The sequence below is a fragment of the Zoogloea dura genome (assembly GCF_012927165.1).
GTDB lineage: Bacteria > Pseudomonadota > Gammaproteobacteria > Burkholderiales > Rhodocyclaceae > Zoogloea > Zoogloea dura.
Window position 1 is genome coordinate 1 of sequence record NZ_JABBGA010000008.1, and the last position, 19881, is coordinate 19881.

The window sequence follows — 19881 nt, forward strand, 5'->3', positions numbered from 1 at the left end:
CAGGCCGGGCGCGAGGACTTGTCGCACAGGCTGGCAGCGCCCTCGGCCAGATAGCGGCCGAGCCACTTGCGGGCCGTCACGGCACTCACGTCATGCGCGGCGCCCGCCTGCGAGGCCGACAGGCCGCGTCCGGTGATGTCCTGAACCATTTCCAGGCGACGAAGGTACGTCAATCGGGCATTCTTATGGGTGTTCATCCGGGGCAGGCTCTCGAGGTGACTGGGGGTTTGGCGATTTCCAGTCTCTCAGAATCTCTCCGGGTGAACACCCGAAACAACCTATTGAACCTCCACAGCTAGCCGGGGTGGGGGAAGGCAGGCTAGTGGCCGGTGAAGCGGGGGCTGCGCTTGGCCAGGAAGGCGTCGAGTCCTTCCTTGTAGTCGGCGGTGGCGAGGAAGTCGAAGGCTGCCCGTTTCTCCTCCTTGCTCAGGGGGCCGCCCTGCATCAGGCGGTGTACCCACTGCTTGTGCCAGCGCGCGACCAAGGGGGCGCCCTTCATGATGCGGGCTGCGGTGGCGGAGGCTTCCGGCTCCACCGCGTCATCGGCCACGACCCGGGTCAGAAGGCCCTTGGTGAGCGCTTCGGAGGCGGACAGGATGCGGCCTTCGAGCAGGATTTCGAGCAGCACGGCGGGGCCCACCAGGTCCAGCAGGCCGGCCATCTCTCCCGGGTACATGGAAAAGCCCAGTTTGTTGATGGGGGCACCGAAGCGGCTGGATTCGCCGGCGATGCGCAGGTCGCAGCAGCCGGCGATTTCCAGCCCGCCACCGACGCAGGCGCCCTGGATCTGCGCCACGGTGGGTACCGGGCAGGCCCGGATGGCGTCCAGGGCGGCCGCGACGAGCTCCTCGTGATAGTGGAGGGCATCATCGACGGTGGCCCGCACGGTGATGAATTCCTCGATGTCCCCGCCGGCGGCGAAGGCCTTGTCGCCAGCGCCCCGCAAGACCACGCAGCGCACTTCCGGATCGGCGTTGATCGCGTCCATCCGGACCTTCAGGCTGCGCCACATGCCGGCATCCACGGCGTTGAGTTTGTCGGGGTTGCTCAGGGTCAGCGTGGCAAGGCCAGCATCCTGGCTGAAAAGGATCTCTCCGGGCATTGGGGGTTCCTGGGATGGTCGGGTATGGCAGGGATGTTGCACTGCAAAAAAGCATCCGTACGTTGTAGTATGGAGTCTTGTGTATGTTATATCATCGGGTTGGGCGTTCGTAATGGCGCGACGCCGCCCGCCTCGCAGCATGCCGTAATCGAAGTACGCAAAACTATAACAAGCTGTACCGATCGCCTTTCAACAACACCAACAGGCAGATCGCGCCAAATCAATTGACTTTCTCTAGGGAGGGAAATCATGTCGAGCACTTCATCGCAGAGTGCGGTTTACGCACGCATTCGAAAAAATCCGCGTTTCACCGAACTTGTCTCCAGGCGCCAGGGTTTTGCAACCCTGCTGTCCGTCATTGTCCTGACGATCTTCTACGGCTTCTTCATGGTGGTGGCCTTCAACCCCAACCTGATCGGCCAGCGCCTGTCCGAAGGCTCCTACGTGACCGTGGGGATTGCCGCCGAGTTGTTCATGTTCATCTTCTTCTGGGGCCTGACTGCCGTTTACGTCAAGCGCGCCAATGGCGAGTTCGATGAGATCACCAGCGAGATCGTCCGCGACGCTGCCAAGGAGGTGAAGTGATGCTTGCCCGTCTGAACCTTGCCCTGCTGGGCCTGCTGGCACCCGTCCTGGCTTTTGCCGGTGACGCGATCTCCGCCACCGAGAAGCAGCCCCTGAACCTGCACGCCATCGGGATGTTCGTGCTCTTCGTCTCGATGACGCTTGGCATCACCTACTGGGCGGCCGGCCGCACCAAGTCTGCGGCCGACTTCTACACCGCCGGCGGTGGCATCACCGGCTTCCAGAACGGCCTGGCGATTGCCGGTGACTACATGTCTGCCGCCACCTTGCTGGGCCTCACCGCGCTGGTGTACACCAAGGGCGTCGATGGCTATATCTACATGATCGCCTTCTTCGCCGGCTGGCCCATCATCCTGTTCCTGATGGCCGAGCGTCTGCGCAACCTGGGTAAGTTCACCTTTGCCGACATCACCTCCTACCGGCTCAACCAGAGCAAGGTGCGCACGATGGCGGCGGTGTCCTCGCTGACCGTGGTGTGCTTCTACCTGGTGGCTCAGATGGTCGGTGCCGGCCAGCTGATCAAGCTGCTCTTCGGCCTGGACTACAACATCGCGCTGTTCGTGGTTGGTGCCCTGATGATGGTCTATGTCACCTTCGGTGGCATGGTCGCCACCACCTGGGTGCAGATCATCAAGGCCTGCATGCTGCTTGCTGGCGGTACGCTGGTGGCGGTGCTGGCCATGTCCCAGTTCGGCTTCAGCTTCGAGAAGATGATGGGGCAGGCCGTGTCCCTGCATTCCCTGGGTGAGAAGCTGCTCTTCCCGGGTACCCTGCTGCCGGATCCCATCACCGCCCTGTCGCTGGGCCTGGGCCTGATGTTCGGTACGGCCGGCCTGCCGCACATCCTGATGCGCTTCTTCACCGTGACCAACGCCAAGGAAGCCCGAAAGTCGGTGCTCTACGCGTCCGGTTTCGTGGCCTACTTCTTCAACGTGATCCTGCTGATGGGCTTCGCTGCCATCATCATCGTCGGTCAGAACCCGGAGTTCTTCGAAGGTGGCCAGATCGGCGGCAAGGTCATCGGCGGTGGCAACATGATCGCCATGCACCTGGCCAAGGCCGTGGGCGGCAACCTGCTGCTGGGCTTCCTGTCTGCCGTGGCCTTCGCGACCATCCTGGCGGTGGTGTCCGGTCTGGCCCTGGCGGGCGCGGCGGCGATCTCCCATGACATCTACGCCCGCGTCATCCGCAAGGGCAAGGCGACCGAAACGGAAGAACTGCGCGTCTCCCGCTTCGCCTCGGTGGGCCTGGGCCTGGTGGCCATCGTTCTTGGCATCGCCTTCGAGAAGATGAATGTGGCGTTCATGGTGGCCCTGGCCTTCGGGATTGCGGCTTCCGCCAACTTCCCGGTGCTGATCCTGTCCATGTACTGGAAGGGCCTGACGACCCGCGGTGCCGTGGCAGGCGGCTACGCCGGACTGGTCGCTGCGGTGCTGCTGGTGGTGTTCTCCAAGTCGGTGTGGGTGACCGTGCTGGGCAATGCCCAGGCCCTGTTCCCCTACGACCAGCCGGCCCTGTTCTCCATGCCCCTGGCCTTCCTGGTCACGTTCATCGTGTCCAAACTGGATAACAGCGCAGAGGCGCAGGCTGAGCGTGCAGGCTTCGAGGATCAGTACGTGCGTGCCCAGACCGGTTTCGGTGCTGCGGAAGCCAGCGCACACTGATCCTTGGTAAGGCATTGTAAAACCCCTGCCGAACTCTGTTCTGCAGGGGTTTTTTACACGAACGACGCATTGAATTCCCACAGATCCCTGCTTTTTCGTGTGCTAGCATCTCCCGCTCAGATCATTCAGCCACTGCACCCCATGGGATCCATCGAGCATACCGACTATCGCGATCAAGCCCGTGATGAACTCATATGTCATGTTCCGGATGGGGCCACAAAAGTTCTTGATGTAGGGTGTTCCCGTGGTGGATTCGGGTATGCCCTGAAGTCGCGGCGGGATGTCGAGGTGTGGGGCGTGGAGCCCAACCCTGAGGCGGCAGCAGTGGCAGCTCAGCGCCTGGACCACGTGATCAATGACTTCTTCGGTCCGGGCAACCCTCTGCCCGAAGCCTATTTCGACCTCATCACCTTCAACGATTCCCTCGAGCACATGCCGGACCCGGTCCGGATACTGGACTACTGCCGCAGCAGGTTGCGACCGGGTGGGCAGATCAACTGCTGCGTGCCGAACGTGCGCCATATCGACAACCTGGAGCACCTGTTGCTGGAGCGGGACTGGCACTACGATGAGCAGGGGATCCGCGACAAGACGCACCTGCGCTTCTTTACCGAGAAGAGTGTGGCGGACCTGTTCCGGGCCAGCGGCTATACCGTAAAGCAGCTGGTGGGCATCAACGAGGACTGGTGGCGTTCGGGAAAATGGCTGCGCAGGCTGGCATTCCGCCTGTTTCCGGAGCTCACCCGCGACATGCGTTGCATCCAGGTTCTGGTGATCGCCGAACTGCCGAAGGCCTGAGCGCCAGGCTCGGGCCGTCTTCCGGTTGTCAGGCCGCGGCTTCCTTTCTTGCGGCAATCTTCGCCAAGGCCTTGCGTCCGCTGGCAATGTGTTCCCGCATCGTCCCCTCGCTCCGCACCGCATCCCGGCTGGAGATGGCCTCCAGGATGGTCCGGTGCTCCGCCAGTGATTGCTCCAGCCGTCCTTCGATGAACAGGGAGTGGTGGCGTGACAGCTTGATCACCTTGCGCAGATCGGTGATGGCCTGGGTCAGCCAGCGGTTGTCGGCGATCAGCTGGATTTCCTGGTGGAAGGCCTGGTTGGCCTCGAAGTAGCCGTCGATGTCCTTCGACGTTGCCGCCCGTTCCAGTTCCTCGTGAACGCTTTGCAGGCGTGCCAGGTCGGCATCGCTCGCCTTGCGGGCGGTATCTGCCGCGCACTGGCCTTCGAGCAGGGCCATGACCGTGAAGATCTCGTCCAGGTCGCGTTCCGAGATTTCCGTCACATAGCAGCCACGGCGTGGCTTGAGGGTGACCAGGCCTTCGGCGGCAAGCACCTTCAGCGCCTCCCGCAAGGGGGTGCGCGAAATGCCGTACTGGGTCGCCAGGGCCTGCTCATCCACCCAGGTGCCGGGCGGCAGCTCATGGGAAAAAATGCGCTGGCGCAGGCGTTCCGCCACCTCCTGGTAGAGCGCAAGGGGGGCGATCCGGCCGGCGTTCATGGTTCTGGCTGACAAGGTCGGGAAAGTATCGTCTTCTGTTGTTGCATCCATAATTATGGATAAAGTATTATCTACCGGATAGCAAGTCAAGTTCCTGCGCAGGTACGTAACCCTTGTGCCGATCCGGTCGCTGATGGCGGCTGGATCATAAAAAACAGAGGGAGGGAGAAAACTGCCCTGCGCAGGGCACGGCAGCCGGCCGTGACCAGGGGTCACGGCCGGTTCTGGCGTCACTAATTACTACGGGCTGCACAGCGGCCCAGCATCGTGAGGGTAGAAAAGCCATGGCGAACACCAACGAACCGACCTTCCCCCAACCTGATCTGGCCGCCTGGAACAAGGCCGCCTCCAAGTCGGCTCCTGAAGGCGATGTCGCCAAGCTGAACTGGGTGACCCCAGAAGGTATTTCGGTCAAGCCGCTGTACACCGCGGCCGATCTCGAAGGCCTCAAGTACACCAACACCCTGCCGGGCTTCGAGCCCTTCCTGCGTGGCCCGCAGGCTACCATGTACGCGGCCCGCCCGTGGACCATCCGCCAGTACGCCGGCTTCTCCACCGCCGAGGCGTCCAATGCCTTCTACCGCAAGGCGCTGGCCGCCGGCGGTCAGGGCGTGTCGGTGGCCTTCGACCTGGCCACCCACCGCGGTTACGATTCGGACAATCCCCGTGTGGTGGGCGACGTGGGCAAGGCCGGCGTGGCCATCGACTCCGTCGAGGACATGAAGATCCTCTTCAACCAGATCCCCCTCGACAAGGTGTCGGTGTCCATGACCATGAACGGCGCCGTGCTGCCGATCCTGGCCGGCTACATCGTGGCCGCGGAAGAGCAGGGCGTGTCGCAGGACAAGCTGTCCGGGACCATCCAGAACGACATCCTCAAGGAGTTCATGGTCCGCAACACCTATATCTACCCGCCGACGCCGTCTATGAAGATCATCGCTGATATCTTCAATTACACGTCGACCCACATGCCCAAGTTCAACAGTATCTCGATCTCGGGCTATCACATCCAGGAAGCAGGCGCGAACCAGGCCATCGAGCTGGCCTTCACCCTCGCCGATGGTGTCGAATACGTGCGCACCGGCATCAAGTCCGGCATGGACGTGGACACCTTTGCCGGCCGCCTGTCCTTCTTCTGGGCGGTGGGCATGAACTTCTATCTCGAGATCGCCAAGATGCGCGCCGCGCGCATGCTGTGGTGGCGCCTGATGAAGCAGTTCGAGCCGAAGAGCCAGAAGTCCATGATGCTGCGGACCCACAGCCAGACTTCCGGCTGGTCGCTCACCGAGCAGGACCCGTACAACAACGTGGTGCGCACCACCATCGAGGCGATGGCGGCCGTGTTCGGCGGCACCCAGTCCCTGCACACCAACGCGCTGGACGAAGCGATCGCGCTGCCGACCGAGTTCTCGGCCCGCATCGCCCGCAACACCCAGATCATCATCCAGGAAGAGACCCACATCACCAGCGTGGTGGACCCGTGGGCCGGCTCCTACATGATGGAAAAGCTGACCCAGGACATGGCCGACAAGGCCTGGGCCCTGATCGAGGAGATCGAGGCCATGGGCGGCATGACCAAGGCGGTCGAGTCCGGCTGGGCCAAGATGAAGGTCGAGGAGTGCGCTGCCGACAAGCAGGCCCGCATCGACTCCGGCAAGGACGTGATCGTTGGCGTCAACAAGTACAAGCTCGCCAAGGAAGACCCGATCGAGATCCTCGACATCGACAACCATGCCGTGCGTGAAGCACAGGTCGCCCGCCTCGCCCAGATCCGTGCCACCCGTGACAGCGCTGCCGTCACCGCCGCCCTGGCGGCCCTGACCGAAGCAGCGAAGACCGGCGAAGGCAATCTGCTCGACCTGGCCGTCAAGGCGGTGCGCCTGCGCGCTACCGTGGGTGAAATCTCCGATGCGCTGGAAGAGGTCTTCGGCCGCTACCGCGCCAACCCGCAGGCCGTGACCGGCATCTACAACGCGGTGGTCGAAGGCAACGACGACTGGCAGGCCCTCAAGGCCGACATCGAGGCCTTCGTGGCCGAGGAAGGCCGTCGTCCCCGCATCATGATCGCCAAGCTGGGCCAGGATGGTCACGACCGCGGCTCCAAGGTGGTGGCCTCGGCCTTTGCCGACCTGGGCTTCGACATCGACATCGGCCCGCTCTTCCAGACTCCGGAAGAAGCCGCCCGTCACGCCGTCGAGAACGACGTGCACGCCGTGGGCTGCTCCAGCCTGGCCGCTGGCCACAAGACCCTGGTGCCGGCGATCATCAACGCCCTCAAGGCCCAGGGGGCCGACGACATCATCACCTTCGTGGGTGGTGTCATCCCGGCCCAGGACTATGACGCGCTCTACGCTGCCGGTGCCAAGGGCATCTTCGGCCCGGGCACGCCGATCCAGACCTCGGCCCGCGAGGTGCTGAAGCAGATCCGCGCCGCCCGCAAGGCCGCCTGATCCGTCACCCGAAGCCCATGCGCGCCGGATCAGTCCGGCGCGCCGTGCCTTGATGAGCCCCATGAACATGCCTGCCGACCTGCCGCAACGGGACGCTGTCGACCAAGCCCTGGTCGACGGTGTGCTCGCGCATCAGCTGCGTCCCCTCGCCAAGACGATCACCCTGATCGAATCCCAGCGGCCGGACCACAAGCAGCGTGCCCGCAGCGTGCTGGAAGGCCTCCTTCCCCATACCGGCAGGTCGATGCGCGTCGGCATCTCCGGCGTGCCCGGCGTGGGCAAGTCCACCTTCATCGAGGCGCTGGGGCTGTACCTCATCGAGCAGGGTCACAAGGTGGCGGTGCTGGCGGTTGATCCGTCCTCCAGCGTCACCGGCGGCTCCATCCTCGGCGACAAGACGCGCATGGAGATGTTGTCCCAGCGCACCGAGGCCTTCATCCGGCCGAGCCCTTCGGCGGGCAGCCTCGGCGGTGTTGCCGAGAAGACCCGCGAGGCCATGCTGGTGTGCGAGGCGGCCGGCTTCGACGTGATCATCATCGAGACGGTGGGCGTCGGCCAGTCGGAGACCGCTGTAGCGGGCATGACCGACATCTTCTGCCTGCTCCAGCTGCCCAACGCCGGCGACGATCTGCAGGCGATCAAGAAGGGCATCATGGAGATCGCCGACCTGATCGTCATCAACAAGGCCGACATCAATCCGCAGGCGGCCAACGTGGCCCGCTCGCAGATCAAGAGTGCCTTGGGCATGCTGCGCCATGCCTCGCCCAACTGGACGCCGCCGGTGCTCATGCTGTCGGCGTTGCAGAAACAGGGCATCGCGGAGTTCTGGAAGACCATTGGCGACTACCGCTCCGCCATGCAGAAGAGCGGTGAATTCGATGCCCGTCGCCGTCATCAGGCACAGGCATGGATGTGGGAACTGATCGACCAGGGCCTGCGCGCCCGCTTTGCAAGCCATCCCCGGGTCCAGCAGGATCTGGCCGGTTTGCAGGCGGCCGTGGAGGCCGGCCGGACGACGCCATCGGCCGCTGCAATGCGGCTGCTGGGTTATCTGGGCTGAAACCAACGAACCGGATTTTTACTGGAGGTTGTAAATGCACGACATCATCCACCAGCTGGAAGAGAAGCGCGAAGCGGCCCGCCTGGGTGGCGGCCAGAAGCGTATCGACAGCCAGCACAAGAAGGGCAAGCTGACGGCCCGTGAACGTATCGAGCTCCTGCTCGACCCGGACTCCTTTGAAGAATGGGACATGTTCAAGGAGCACCGTTGCGTCGACTTCGGCATGAACGAAGCCGAGAAGACCCCGGGTGACGGTGTTGTGGTGGGCTATGGCACCATCAATGGCCGCCTGGTCTTCGTCTTCTCCCAGGATTTCACCGTGTTCGGCGGCTCGCTGTCCGAAACCCATGCCGAGAAGATCTGCAAGGTGATGGACCAGGCCATGAAGGTCGGGGCGCCGGTGATCGGCCTCAACGACTCGGGCGGCGCCCGCATCCAGGAAGGCGTGGCCTCCCTGGGCGGCTATGCCGATGTGTTCCAGCGCAATGTGATGGCCTCCGGTGTCGTGCCGCAGATCTCCATGATCATGGGCCCCTGTGCCGGTGGCGCGGTGTATTCCCCGTCGATGACCGACTTCATCTTCATGGTGAAGGACTCCTCCTACATGTTCGTCACCGGTCCGGAAGTCGTGAAGACCGTGACCCACGAGGATGTGACCGCCGAGGAGCTGGGCGGCGCAGTGACCCACACCAGCAAGTCCGGCGTGGCCGACCTGGCCTTCGAGAACGATGTCGAGGCGCTCTCCATGCTGCGCCGCTTCATGAACTTCCTGCCGGCCAACAACCGGGAGCAGCCCCCCGTCACGCCGACCAATGATCCGGTCGCCCGTTACGACTACTCCCTCGACACCCTGGTGCCGGACAACGCCAACAAGCCGTATGACATGAAGGAGCTGATCGTCAAGGTTGTGGACGACAGCGACTTCTTCGAGCTTCAGCCCGACTACGCCAAGAACATCATCATCGGTTTTGGCCGCATCGACGGCAGCCCGGTGGGCATCGTCGCCAACCAGCCGCTGGTGCTGGCCGGCTGCCTGGACATCAAGTCCGCCATCAAGGCCGCCCGCTTCGTACGTTTCTGCGACGCCTTCAACATTCCCGTCGTCACCTTCGTGGATGTGCCGGGCTTCATGCCGGGTACCGCCCAGGAATACGGCGGCATCATCAAGCATGGCGCCAAGCTGCTGTATGCGTACGCCGAGTGCACCGTGCCGAAGGTCACCGTGATCACCCGCAAGGCCTACGGTGGTGCCTATGACGTGATGTCCTCCAAGCACCTGCGCGGTGACGTGAACCTCGCCTGGCCGTCTGCCGAGATTGCGGTGATGGGCCCGAAGGGCGCCGTGGAGATCATCTTCCGCGAAGAAAAGAACGATCCGGCCAAGCTGGCCCAGCGCGAAGCCGAATACAAGGAAAAGTTCGCCAACCCGTTCGTGGCCAGTGCCCGCGGCTTTATCGATGACGTGATCATGCCGCACGCCACACGCAAGCGGATCGCCCGCTCGCTGGCCATGCTCAAGGACAAGCAGCTCGACAACCCGTGGCGCAAGCACGGCAACATTCCGCTGTGATCGCCGAGGACGCCAAGAACATGTTTACCAAGATCCTGATTGCGAACCGCGGCGAGATCGCTTGCCGTGTCATCAAGACCGCCCGCAAGATGGGCATCGCCACTGTCGCCGTGTATTCCGAGGCCGACAAGGATGCCCTGCACGTGGAGCTCGCCGACGAAGCCGTCTGCATCGGACCGGCCGCCTCGAAAGAGTCCTACCTGGTCATGGACAAGATCATCGCCGCCTGCAAGCAGACCGGCGCCCAGGCGGTCCACCCCGGCTACGGTTTCCTGTCGGAGAACGCCGAGTTCTCCCGCCGCCTCGAAGAGGAAGGCATCAAGTTCATCGGTCCGAAGCACTACTCGGTCGCCAAGATGGGCGACAAGATCGAGTCCAAGAAGCTCGCCATCGAAGCCCGGGTCAACACCATCCCGGGTTACAACGATGCGATCGCCGGCCCGGATGCCGCGGTCGAAATCGCCCGCAAGATCGGCTACCCGGTGATGATCAAGGCCTCCGCCGGCGGCGGCGGCAAGGGTCTGCGCGTGGCCTACAACGATGCGGAAGCCCACGAAGGCTTCTCTTCCTGCGTCAATGAAGCGCGCAACTCCTTTGGCGACGACCGCGTCTTCATCGAGAAGTACGTGCTCGAGCCGCGCCACATCGAGATCCAGGTGCTGGGCGACTCCCACGGCAATTACGTCTACCTGAACGAGCGCGACTGCTCGATCCAGCGCCGCCACCAGAAGGTCATCGAAGAGGCACCGAGCCCCTTTGTCGACGCCGAGATGCGTAAGGCCATGGGCGAGCAGGCTGTAGCGCTGGCCCGCGCGGTGAACTACGAGTCTGCGGGTACCGTGGAGTTCGTGGTCAGCGGCGCGACCAAGGAGTTCTACTTCCTCGAGATGAACACCCGTCTCCAGGTGGAACACCCGGTCACCGAACTGATCACCGGCCTCGACCTGGTTGAACAGATGATCCGCGTGGCCTACGGCGAGAAGCTGCCCCTCACGCAGGCCGATGTGGGCATCAACGGCTGGGCGATGGAGTGCCGTATCAACGCCGAAGACCCGTTCCGCGGCTTCCTGCCCTCCACCGGCCGGCTGGTCAAGTTCCAGCCGCCGAAGGAAGTGCCGGGCCAGGTCCGCGTGGATACCGGCGTGTATGACGGCGGCGAGATCTCGATGTTCTACGACTCGATGATCGCCAAGCTGATCGTCCACGGTGCGACCCGCGAGCAGGCGATCTCCCGCATGCGCGACGCCCTGAACGGCTTCGTGATCCGCGGCATCTCCTCCAACATCCCGTTCCAGGCCGCGCTGATGCAGCACCCGCGCTTCCAGTCCGGCAACTTCAACACCGGCTTCATCGCCGAGGAATATCCGAAGGGCTTCGACGCCTCGATGGTGCCCCACGATGACCCGGCGCTGTTGGTCTCGGTGGCGGCCTACGTGTACCGCGCCTTTACCGACCGCTCGGCGTCGATCTCCGGCCAGCTGCAGGGCCACGAGCGTTTGGTCAGCGACAACTGGATGGTTGTCCGCCTGGGCAAGGACGGCAACGAGCATCACCCGGTGGTGGCCAAGCCGATCGCTGGCGGCTACCACGTGGAATACAAGGGCGAGAGCTATGAGCTCAAGTCCGACTGGAAGCTCGGCGAGTCCCTGTTCAACGGCACCTGCAATGGCGAGCCCTTCACCCTTCAGGTGGAGCGTCACAAGACCAAGTACAGCCTGTTCCACTGGGGCACCCGCGCCGACTTCATGGTCATGAGCGCCCGTGCCGCCGAACTGCTGGCTCTGATGCCCGAGAAGCTGCCGCCCGACCTGTCCAAGTTCCTGCTGTCGCCGATGCCGGGCCTGCTGCGCGAAGTGTCCGTGCAGGTGGGTCAGGAAGTGAAGGCCGGCGAGAAGCTGGCGGTCATCGAAGCGATGAAGATGGAGAACATCCTCAAGGCCGAGCAGGACTGCAAGGTCAAGAAGATCGTCTCCGGCGCCGGCCAGAGCCTGGCGGTGGACGAGGTGATCATCGAGTTCGAATAAGAGTTTGCAAGGACTGCGCCGGTTTTCTCCAGCCCGGCGCAGTGGCTACCGTTTCGTTCGATGGGGAGGGAGACCCGTCCTCGTGGCGGGTTCCTGTCGAGGGAGTGGGGTCGTCCTAGGACGACCCCTTTTTTTCGTCGCCGGGCCGTCCCAAAACGAAAAGCGCCCCCTCGGGGGGCAGCGATCCGCGCAGCGGTGAGCGTGGGGGTATTTTTTCGTCGCCGGGCCGTCCCAAAACGAAAGGCTCCCCCTTGCCTCGTCCGCCGGATGGGGTGTTCGGCGGGACGGGAGGCGGTGCAATCCCGGGGGACGGGGTTAGAATCTGTTAAAAAACATATAGAGACCAACTTCAACGTGGCGCAAAACGCGATTCTCCACATTCTGATTGTGTTGGTGCTGTCGGCGGTGTCCTGGCTGGCGCATGCTGCGGAGCCCGTACTGCGGGTGGCCGTGCTCAACCATTCGCCGCCCATGTCCTACACGGATCCTGCGGGGAAGCTGACCGGCTTCAACGTGGAGATCATGCATGCTCTCTGCGAAGCCATGAACGCCCGATGTGAGCCGGTATCGGTGACCCTCGAGCGGGTCGTGGATGCCGTGGCTGCGGGGGAGTTCGATTTCGCCGCGGTCAGTCTGCTGGCCACCCCTGAACGCCGGGCCAGGGTGCTGATGACCCGGCCTTATTACCGTTCCATCAGTGTCTGGTTTGCGCGTCCCGGTGTCCGGCCGGGAGATGGTCGGGTGGCCCTGGTAAAGGGCGGCGTCCAGTACCGCTATGGCACAGCCCATGCGTGGTCGGTGATCCCGGTTGAGAACCACGATGGCATCGCTACGGCCCTTCATCAGGGCACTGCGGATGCGACCCTGCTGCCGATGGCGACGGCCCTTGCCCTGCAGCAGGATCCACGCATCAGGGGCCTTGGCCTCACCACGGCCGTGTTGAGGGACCCCGAGCTGGCTGGAGATGTCTGCCTTAGCGTCAATCCGCGTTCGCCGGAACTGGCGGACAAGCTCAATGAGGCGATCGACCTGATCAAGCGTGACGGCCGGTTTGATCGCATCAACAGCCGTTTCATTCCCTTCCGCCTGCAGTGATGGACGACGACCGATCCCGGGGCCTCGAGCAGACAAGTGGCGCCACGCCGCCGGTGATCGCCGGGGAGCGGATCCGGCACTGGCCGGCGGGGACGGTGCTGGCCGGTCTGGGGTTGGTCTTCGCAGCCATTGCGGCCAGCCTGGTCATGTGGCTGGCGGTGGATCAGCGCCTGGTCAAGGACGTCGCCCTGCAGCTGCATGATCAGACCGTGCCCTGGACGCTGGAGCGCCAGCGCCTGGCGCGCAATCTGGAAGAGTTGCGCTTTGGTGGCCAGTCGGTGTTGACGGCGGGCGACCAGGGGCGGCGGGAGGAGGCCTTCTTCTTGATCCGTGTGCTGGCGGCACATCCAAGCATGGGTGACGATCCGCGCGTCGCCGTGCTGGTGGCCGAGGTGGAGAGCTTCCTGGCGCAGATCGTGTCGGGCGCCAGCAAACCCGACATGGCCAGATGGGAGGCGCTGTCGAACCGTTTGCGCCTGCTGGCGGATGATCTTTCGGTGGAAGGCGGCCAACGCATGACCGTGGAGCTGGCGCGGATGACCGATGCCATGAACCAGGCCCGCTACAAGCTGCTGTTCAACCTGATCCTGGTGGGGGCTTTCCTGGCCAGCTTCCTGGTGATCCTGCAGCGCTTCCTGATCCGCCCCCTGCAGCGCATCCATGCGTCGCTGACCACCCTCGATCCCCATGGCCCCGTGCCCCAGCCGGCGCCATTGGCGATGGCGGAGATCCACGTGGTGGAGAAGGCCATCGTGCGTTTCCACGAGACCCTGCGCGAAAACGAGGACGTGCGCCGCAAGCTGGAGCGGCTGGCTACAACCGACAGCCTGACCGGCCTGCCCAATCGCCGCCATTTCATGGGCCTCGCTGCGGCGGAAATGGCCCGGGCGGCCCGCTACGGCAGGCCGATCACCGTGGGTATCGCCGACCTCGACCACTTCAAGCAGGTCAATGACCGCTTCGGGCATTCGGCCGGCGATCACGTGCTGCAGGTGTTTGCCGCACTGCTCGCCGAAACCCTGCGCCAGACCGATCTGGTGTGCCGCTACGGGGGGGAGGAGTTCGCCTTCATCTTCCCGGAGACGGCCCCGGAGGAGGCCATGCGTCTGGCGGGCCGCCTGCGTCTGCGCCTGGCTGACAGGCCGGTCGTGCTGGCCGACGGGCAGGTCCTGCAGGTCACGGTGAGCATGGGGCTGGCGGATGGAGCGGGCCGCGGGCTCGAGGAGTGTCTGGCGCGGGCCGACCAAGCGCTCTATGAGGCCAAGGACAGGGGCCGTGATCGTATCGTCGTGGTGGAGGCGGGTCACGAGGGGGTATTGATGCCCCCTTGAGCAGCTTGCCGGGGGGCTCAGCCGTAGCGCCGCCGCGCTTCCACTGCCAGCCCTGCGCCGATGCTGCCGAAAAGATCGCCCTCGACCCGGCGGGCCTGGGGTAGCACCGCGGCGATGCGTTCGCGCAGTTGCGTAACGCCGCTGGCGCCGCCGGTGAAATAAAGGGTGTCCACGTCGTCAGGCTTGATTCCGCTCCGCTGCAGCAGCTCCGAGACGGTGCCTGCCACCCGCTCCACCAGGCTCCGCGTGGCCTGGACAAAGGCCTCCGCGGTGATCGGATGTTCCAGCCCGGCTTCCAGCCGATCGAGCTGCAGGCCGGCCACCGTCTGGGTGGACAGGTCGATCTTGGCCTGTTCGACCTGTAGCGCCAGCCAGTGGCCTTCGCGCTGGCCGATCAGGCGCCCGAGCCGGTCCAGCTCGCGCCGCGCGGTGGAGTCTCGGTAGATGTGCTGGAAATCGGCAAAGGCCTGCCGTGTGTAGGCGAAGTTGATGGTGTGCCAGGTGGCCAGCTGGAAGAATAGGTTGGAGGGGATCTCCGCGCCGCTTTTCATCAGCCCGCGATAGCCAAGCAAGGGCATCACGCACTCCAGGCTCAAGGCCCGGTCGAAGTCGGTTCCGCCCACGTGGAGGCCTGCGTTGCCCAGCAGGTCTTCGCGCCGGTCATCGCGTCGGGCCCGCTCCGGCGACAGGCGCACCAGCGAAAAGTCGGCCGTGCCACCGCCGATGTCGGCAATCAGCACCAGCTCTTCCCGGGTCAGGCCTGATTCATAGTGCAGGGCGGCGCCGATCGGCTCGAACTGGAAGCTCACCTCGCGAAAGCCCACCTGGCGGGCGATGGCTTCCAGGGTGTCCTGGGCGCGTTGGTCGGCCGCCGGATTGTCATCGACGAAGAACACCGGCCGTCCGAACACGGCCTGGTCGAAGCTCCGTCCGGCCGCGGCTTCGGCGCGGGTCTTGAGCTCGCCGATGAAGCTCGCCAGCAGGTCGCGGAAGGGCAGGGCGCGGCCGGCGACCTCCGTGCTGCCGTCCATCAGCTTGCTGCCCAGCAGGCTCTTGAGCGCCCGCATCAGGCGTCCTTCGTAGCCCTCCAGGTATTCCTGCAGGGCGTTGCGTCCGAAATGGGTGGTTTCCTCGTCGGCATTGAAGAATATTGCCGACGGCAGGGTCGGCTTGCCGTCCTCGAGCGGCAGCAGGCTGGCTTCCACGCCGGGACGCAACCAGCCGACCGTGGAGTTGGAGGTGCCGAAGTCGATACCGCAGGCGCGGGCAGGCGAGGTACTCATGGGGCAGGGCAACGGAACGGGGGGCGAATGCTACGCCGGATCGGCCCTGAGCGGAATCTCCCTGCGTAGTGCGAGGGGGGCCGCCCGGGCGCAAAAAGGGAGTGCCGCAGCACTCCCCCATGACCCTGTTCAGGACGTTGCGCTATCAACGCTTGCGGATCAGGCTGGAGATCTGCTTGTCGAGGGGCAGGGCGTAGTCGTGGGCCGCGATGATCACGTTGGTGGAAGGATTCACCACCTTGAGATTCACGTGCACCAGGGTGGCGCTTTCGGCGTAGGTGCCGACGATCACGGCCTGGGCATTGTGGGTCGAGGCCACTTCCTTGATTTCCCGGGTCAGCAGCAGCTCGCCCTCGTTGCGCTTCATGTACACGCCGTTGCGCACCTTGAGCTCCAGCACGCTGTAGCCGAGCTGGGTCATGCGCGAGGCGACCTGCTCGGAGATCAGGCGGCCGAGGGTGGACGACTGTTCGAGCTGGTCGATATTGACCAGGGTGGCCACCACGAAGGGCGCGCCGACACTGCTGTCGGAGGTGTTGCTGGCCGAGGCCGGTGAGCTTGCTGCCGGGTAGCGCTTCAGCAGCTCTGCCACGGCGTTGTAGTTGGCTTGGTTGAAGGCGCTGTTCTGGGCCTGCTCGTAGGTCGGCTCGTTGCTGACCACGCGGGGAGCGGTTTCGCAGGCCGACAGCAGCAGCCCGGCAGAGGCCAGCGCGGCGATCATCAGCGGGCGCATAGCTTGCTCCTTTCGCCGCAGTCGCCCATCACCGGGATCGTGTGGGTACGGGCCGGGCGGGTCCAGTAGAGATCCTTGTCCTCGTCCACCGCGTAGTAGATGTTGCTGCGCCGGCTGACGATGCGGCTGCCATCCGCCACCGAGGCGGTCAGCAGGATCTCGGAGCGGGGAACCGGGCCGGAGGCATACTGGCCGCGACCCATGGCCTCCTGGGAGACCCAGGCGAAGCCTTCGATGCCGGCAACGCTGGCGAGGGTCTTGACCCCCGCGGAGACACCGGCATTGGGCGAGATGTTCGAGGCTGCCACGGCACCGATGGCCCACAGGCCGGCAGTGACCGCGGTGGCGTCGCCGTAGTAGTAGGTGTTCTTGGCGCGGTCGGGCTGGAAGCGGTAGATCGAGTAGCGCACATCGACGCTGAGGGCGTTGCGCGGCTCGGTGCTGACCGGCAGGCCCTGGGCCACCAGGGCGGTGGTCAGCAGTTCGCGGAAGCCGTCCACGAAGGGCTGCTCGCCGCCGGGCAGGGGTACGTGGATGGCCCGGCCGCCGAGCTTGTCGCGCAGGTCGGTGGCGAGCTGGCTGGCAAAGTGCTCGGCGATCTTGTGCCAGTGTTCGGCGGCCTGCAGCTTGTCCTGCTTGGTGTTCTCGAAACGCGTCGGTGCGGGAACGTCCGCGTAGCGCGGCGCGCAGCCGATCATCATGCCGGCCAGTGCGATCGCAATGCCGGACTTTGCAAGTCTATTCACGACAACCCTCTCTAAACGCTCGCTCTGGGCGGGAGCTGTTCGAAAAGTGCACCGGACGGTTCGATGATGAATGCCGATCCGGCGCATCCCTGATCTGAATGCGCGAAGCGCGGCCCGTCATGCTGGACGGGCATTTGCTTCATGAAAGGGAGCTTAGCACCGGATCGTAAGAAGATGTTGCGCCGGCGCTGGAATATGCACGGCAGGCGTGCCGTTCAGCGCTTCTTGAGCAGGCCCTCGAGGCCCGCGAAGGGGGAATGGGTGGCTGCCGCGGCAGGTTGCTTGCCGTCCACCTTGCCCTGGCTGGCCTCGAGCTGGCGCTGGTGCTCGTTGTCGTGGCAGTACAGGCAGAGGAGTTCCCAGTTGCTGCCGTCCGACGGGTTGTTGTCGTGGTTGTGGTCCCGGTGATGGACGGTCAGCTCGCGCAGGTTGGTGTGCGTGAACGTCCGTGCGCAACGGCCGCAGATCCAGGGATAGATCTTGAGGGCCTTCTCCCGGTAGCCCTCGGCGCGCTTGTCGGCGGCGCGGCGGGCTTCCAGGACGATGCGGTCGAGTTTTTCGCTCATGGGGTGACTCCGGCGGGGAAACGCTGGGCGAGGTCGGCAAGGGCCTCCTCGATGGTCCGTGCGGCGGCATCGAGTTCTGCTTCGGTGATGATGAGGGGCGGCGCGAAGCGCAGCACCTTCTCGTGGGTGTCCTTGGTCATCAGGCCGCGGGCGAGCAGCCATTCGGCGGCGATGCGCGCGGGGACGCGGTGCGTGTCGAGCTCCAGTCCGATCATCAGGCCGCGCCCGCGCACCTCGCGGATCAGCGGGTTGTCGATGGCCTGCAGGCGGGCCAGGAAGCGGGCGCCCAGTTGCGCCGAGCGTTCGATGAGCCGCTCTTCGGTGAGCACGGCCAGGGCCTCTGTGGCCACGGCGGCGGCAAGCGGGTTGCCGCCGAAGGTGGAGCCGTGATCGCCCGGCTGAAAGACCTGCATGACGCGCTCGTCGGCCAGGAAGGCCGCCACCGGCAGCAGTCCGCCGCCCAGGGCCTTGCCCAGGATGACGCCGTCGGGGCGCACCCCTTCGTGCTCGCAGGCCAGCAGGCGGCCGCTGCGGCCGAGGCCGGTCTGCACTTCATCGGCGATCAGCAGCACGTCGTGGCGGCGGCAGATCTCGGCGCAGCGGGCCAGCCAGCCGGCCGGCGGGATCACGATCCCGCCCTCGCCCTGGATGGGTTCGAACAGGAAGGCGGCTGTGTGCGGTGTGATGGCCGCCTCGAGCGCGTCGGCGTCGCCGAAGGGGATGCTGCGGAAGCCCGGCGTCAGGGGGCCGAAGCCATGGCGGTACTGCTCCTCGCTGGAAAAGCTGACGATGGTGGTGGAGCGGCCGTGGAAGTTGTTGTCGCAGACAATGATCTCGGCCTGGCCGTCGGGCACGTGCTTGATGGTGTGGGCCCACTTGCGGGCGGCCTTGAGGGCCGTCTCGACAGCCTCCAGGCCGGTGTTGACGGGCAGGGCCCGGTCGTAGCCGAGGAGGGCGGACAGTTGCTCCAGAAGCAGGGGCAGGCGGTCGTTGGAATAGGCGCGGGACGTGAGGGCCAGGCGCCCGGCCTGCTCGGTGAGGGCCTTCACCAGGCGAGGATGGCTGTGGCCGAAGCTGACTGCCGAGTAGGCGCTCATCATGTCCAGGTAGCGGTGGCCGTCCACGTCCCACAGCCAGACGCCCTCGCCGCGGCTGAAGACCACCGGCAGGGGCGCGTAGTTGCGGGCCCCGAAGAGCTCCTCGCGCTGGCGCAGGACCAGGCTGGTCGGGCCGAGCGCGGCGGCGGCCAGTTCGACGACCCGGCGCGCGCCGCTGCCGTCCCGGTCCCGCTCCGGGACGTACTCGACGATCTCGAAGGCCAGCAGGTCGGCGCAACTGCGCAGGCAGTGGAGGCTGTCGGTGAGCGCCTGGGGGTCTAGCCCGTCCGGCACCAGGCAGGTGGTGGCGGGCAGGCTGGCGCAATCCATGCTGTCCAGGTCCACCGACACGCCGAAGCCGGCGGTGCCCTCGCGGGCAATGGCCAGCGCGTCGGCCAGTACGGCGGGCAGGCCGCGCCGCTTGACCTCGGGCATGTAGAAGATGCGCACGCCGAGGCGTTCCAGCAGCGCTTTTTCTTCCGGCTCCCAGGAGCGGGCACCGACGATGGCGACGTGGGCTGGGTCCAGGTGGGGGCCGGGCAGCCCGGTGAGGCTCTCGTCGCCAACGCCGAGCAGTGCTGCCAGGGGCATGCCGTGGATGTTGCCGCTGTGGGTGGTCCGGTCGGTGTGGGCGTCCAGGTGGGCGTCGATCCAGATCAGGCCGAGCCTGCCGCGTGCTCCGAGAGTCCGGGAGACACCGCGCCAGGTGCCGGCCGCGATGGCGTGGTCGCCACCGAGCACCAAGGGAAGCTGGCCCGCCTGGCAGATGGCGGCCACTTCGTCGGCGAGGTCGTGGAGCAGAGCGCTCATGGTGCCGAGGCGTTCCTGCAGGGGCGGCTGCGGCGGCTTGGGGGCCGAGGGCTCGAGCAGGGTCTGCCACTGGGCGGGGATGCCGCGCTTGCGCAGCTGGTCGTCGATCCGGCCCTCCTTGAGGGCACGCGGGCCGGCGGCGGGGCCGAAGATCGGGGCGCCGAGACAGGAACCGACACCGATGATGCGGACCGGGCGGGGGGGCGCGAGCGGGGCGGGCATGATCATTCCTTTGACGCAGGGCGAAGCCGCGATGGCGGCGGGCTT

General features: G+C 65.2%; 17 protein-coding genes. 9 read left to right on the forward strand and 8 right to left on the reverse strand.

Annotated elements, in window-relative coordinates:
* Together HHL15_RS11450 and HHL15_RS11455 are read right to left on the reverse strand one after the other, a co-directional pair.
* A partial coding sequence (locus tag HHL15_RS11450) for a leucine zipper domain-containing protein (protein ID WP_169145479.1) occupies window positions 1–197 on the reverse strand: 197 nt, incomplete at its 3' end.
* A 122-nt stretch (window positions 198–319) separates the two neighbouring features.
* Entirely contained in the window at window positions 320–1102 is a 783-nt protein-coding gene (locus HHL15_RS11455) for an enoyl-CoA hydratase/isomerase family protein (protein WP_169145906.1), read from the reverse strand.
* A 249-nt stretch (window positions 1103–1351) separates the two neighbouring features.
* On the opposite strand from HHL15_RS11455, the gene HHL15_RS11460 reads away from it, so the two are divergent.
* The 3 genes from HHL15_RS11460 (at window position 1352) to HHL15_RS11470 (ending at window position 4149) form a co-directional block, all read left to right on the forward strand.
* Window positions 1352–1687 (forward strand): DUF485 domain-containing protein, encoded by a 336-nt coding sequence (locus HHL15_RS11460; RefSeq protein ID WP_169145907.1) that lies wholly within the window; start codon window positions 1352–1354, stop codon window positions 1685–1687.
* Complete coding sequence (locus tag HHL15_RS11465) at window positions 1687–3351, forward strand: cation acetate symporter (protein ID WP_169145908.1); 1665 nt, start codon at window positions 1687–1689, stop codon at window positions 3349–3351. The genes HHL15_RS11460 and HHL15_RS11465 overlap by 1 nt, the downstream gene beginning before the upstream one ends.
* 141 nt (window positions 3352–3492) lie before the next feature.
* Entirely contained in the window at window positions 3493–4149 is a 657-nt protein-coding gene (locus tag HHL15_RS11470) for a class I SAM-dependent methyltransferase (RefSeq protein ID WP_169145909.1), read from the forward strand.
* A 28-nt stretch (window positions 4150–4177) separates the two neighbouring features.
* Here HHL15_RS11470 and HHL15_RS11475 read toward each other — a convergent pair whose 3' ends face one another.
* Complete coding sequence (locus HHL15_RS11475; RefSeq protein ID WP_169146108.1) at window positions 4178–4849, reverse strand: GntR family transcriptional regulator; 672 nt, start codon at window positions 4847–4849, stop codon at window positions 4178–4180.
* Between the two features lie 284 nt (window positions 4850–5133).
* Here HHL15_RS11475 and scpA point away from each other — a divergent pair, with 284 nt between their 5' ends.
* The 6 genes from scpA (at window position 5134) to HHL15_RS11505 (ending at window position 14379) form a co-directional block, all read left to right on the forward strand.
* Window positions 5134–7299, forward strand: a complete 2166-nt coding sequence (gene scpA, locus HHL15_RS11480) for a methylmalonyl-CoA mutase (RefSeq protein WP_169145910.1) — start codon at window positions 5134–5136, stop codon at window positions 7297–7299.
* Between the two features lie 67 nt (window positions 7300–7366).
* Window positions 7367–8359: a methylmalonyl Co-A mutase-associated GTPase MeaB gene (gene meaB / locus HHL15_RS11485; RefSeq protein WP_235943368.1), complete on the forward strand. Its 993-nt coding sequence runs from the start codon at window positions 7367–7369 to the stop codon at window positions 8357–8359.
* Between the two features lie 34 nt (window positions 8360–8393).
* Window positions 8394–9929 (forward strand): acyl-CoA carboxylase subunit beta, encoded by a 1536-nt coding sequence (locus HHL15_RS11490; protein WP_169145912.1) that lies wholly within the window; start codon window positions 8394–8396, stop codon window positions 9927–9929.
* A 20-nt stretch (window positions 9930–9949) separates the two neighbouring features.
* A complete protein-coding gene (gene accC / locus HHL15_RS11495) occupies window positions 9950–11953 on the forward strand; it encodes an acetyl-CoA carboxylase biotin carboxylase subunit (protein WP_169145913.1) in 2004 nt (667 codons plus the stop codon).
* Window positions 11954–12307: 354 nt separating this feature from the next.
* On the forward strand, window positions 12308–13048 hold the full coding sequence (locus HHL15_RS11500) for a substrate-binding periplasmic protein (protein ID WP_206198728.1): 741 nt from the start codon (window positions 12308–12310) through the stop codon (window positions 13046–13048).
* Entirely contained in the window at window positions 13048–14379 is a 1332-nt protein-coding gene (locus HHL15_RS11505; protein WP_169145914.1) for a GGDEF domain-containing protein, read from the forward strand. Before HHL15_RS11500 ends, HHL15_RS11505 begins: the two co-directional genes overlap by 1 nt.
* A 17-nt stretch (window positions 14380–14396) precedes the next feature.
* Here HHL15_RS11505 and HHL15_RS11510 read toward each other — a convergent pair whose 3' ends face one another.
* From HHL15_RS11510 to rocD, 5 genes are all read right to left on the reverse strand, one after another.
* Window positions 14397–15662 carry an Hsp70 family protein gene (locus tag HHL15_RS11510; protein ID WP_169145915.1) on the reverse strand — a complete coding sequence of 422 codons (1266 nt, stop codon included), beginning with the start codon at window positions 15660–15662 and terminating at the stop codon, window positions 14397–14399.
* Between the two features lie 145 nt (window positions 15663–15807).
* The gene (locus HHL15_RS11515) at window positions 15808–16395 is read right to left on the reverse strand and encodes a FlgO family outer membrane protein (protein WP_169145916.1); all 588 of its coding nucleotides are present in this window, start codon (window positions 16393–16395) and stop codon (window positions 15808–15810) included.
* Window positions 16383–17141: a hypothetical protein gene (locus HHL15_RS11520; protein WP_169145917.1), complete on the reverse strand. Its 759-nt coding sequence runs from the start codon at window positions 17139–17141 to the stop codon at window positions 16383–16385. Before HHL15_RS11520 ends, HHL15_RS11515 begins: the two co-directional genes overlap by 13 nt.
* 215 nt (window positions 17142–17356) lie before the next feature.
* Window positions 17357–17707 (reverse strand): YajD family HNH nuclease, encoded by a 351-nt coding sequence (locus tag HHL15_RS11525; protein WP_169145918.1) that lies wholly within the window; start codon window positions 17705–17707, stop codon window positions 17357–17359.
* Window positions 17704–19842, reverse strand: coding sequence for an ornithine--oxo-acid transaminase (gene rocD, locus HHL15_RS26915; protein ID WP_408065726.1), 2139 nt, complete (start codon window positions 19840–19842; stop codon window positions 17704–17706). The genes HHL15_RS11525 and rocD overlap by 4 nt, the downstream gene beginning before the upstream one ends.
* Window positions 19843–19881: the final 39 nt, after the last annotated feature.

Coding starts and splice junctions, on each gene's coding strand:
- HHL15_RS11455 (WP_169145906.1), bottom strand. CDS start 1,102: ATGCCCGGAGAGATCCTTTTCAGCCAGGATGCTGGCCTTGCCACGCTG.
- HHL15_RS11460 (WP_169145907.1), top strand. CDS start 1,352: ATGTCGAGCACTTCATCGCAGAGTGCGGTTTACGCACGCATTCGAAAA.
- HHL15_RS11465 (WP_169145908.1), top strand. CDS start 1,687: ATGCTTGCCCGTCTGAACCTTGCCCTGCTGGGCCTGCTGGCACCCGTC.
- HHL15_RS11470 (WP_169145909.1), top strand. CDS start 3,493: ATGGGATCCATCGAGCATACCGACTATCGCGATCAAGCCCGTGATGAA.
- HHL15_RS11475 (WP_169146108.1), bottom strand. CDS start 4,849: ATGAACGCCGGCCGGATCGCCCCCCTTGCGCTCTACCAGGAGGTGGCG.
- scpA (WP_169145910.1), top strand. CDS start 5,134: ATGGCGAACACCAACGAACCGACCTTCCCCCAACCTGATCTGGCCGCC.
- meaB (WP_235943368.1), top strand. CDS start 7,367: ATGCCTGCCGACCTGCCGCAACGGGACGCTGTCGACCAAGCCCTGGTC.
- HHL15_RS11490 (WP_169145912.1), top strand. CDS start 8,394: ATGCACGACATCATCCACCAGCTGGAAGAGAAGCGCGAAGCGGCCCGC.
- accC (WP_169145913.1), top strand. CDS start 9,950: ATGTTTACCAAGATCCTGATTGCGAACCGCGGCGAGATCGCTTGCCGT.
- HHL15_RS11505 (WP_169145914.1), top strand. CDS start 13,048: ATGGACGACGACCGATCCCGGGGCCTCGAGCAGACAAGTGGCGCCACG.
- HHL15_RS11510 (WP_169145915.1), bottom strand. CDS start 15,662: ATGAGTACCTCGCCTGCCCGCGCCTGCGGTATCGACTTCGGCACCTCC.
- HHL15_RS11515 (WP_169145916.1), bottom strand. CDS start 16,395: ATGCGCCCGCTGATGATCGCCGCGCTGGCCTCTGCCGGGCTGCTGCTG.
- HHL15_RS11525 (WP_169145918.1), bottom strand. CDS start 17,707: ATGAGCGAAAAACTCGACCGCATCGTCCTGGAAGCCCGCCGCGCCGCC.
- rocD (WP_408065726.1), bottom strand. CDS start 19,842: ATGATCATGCCCGCCCCGCTCGCGCCCCCCCGCCCGGTCCGCATCATC.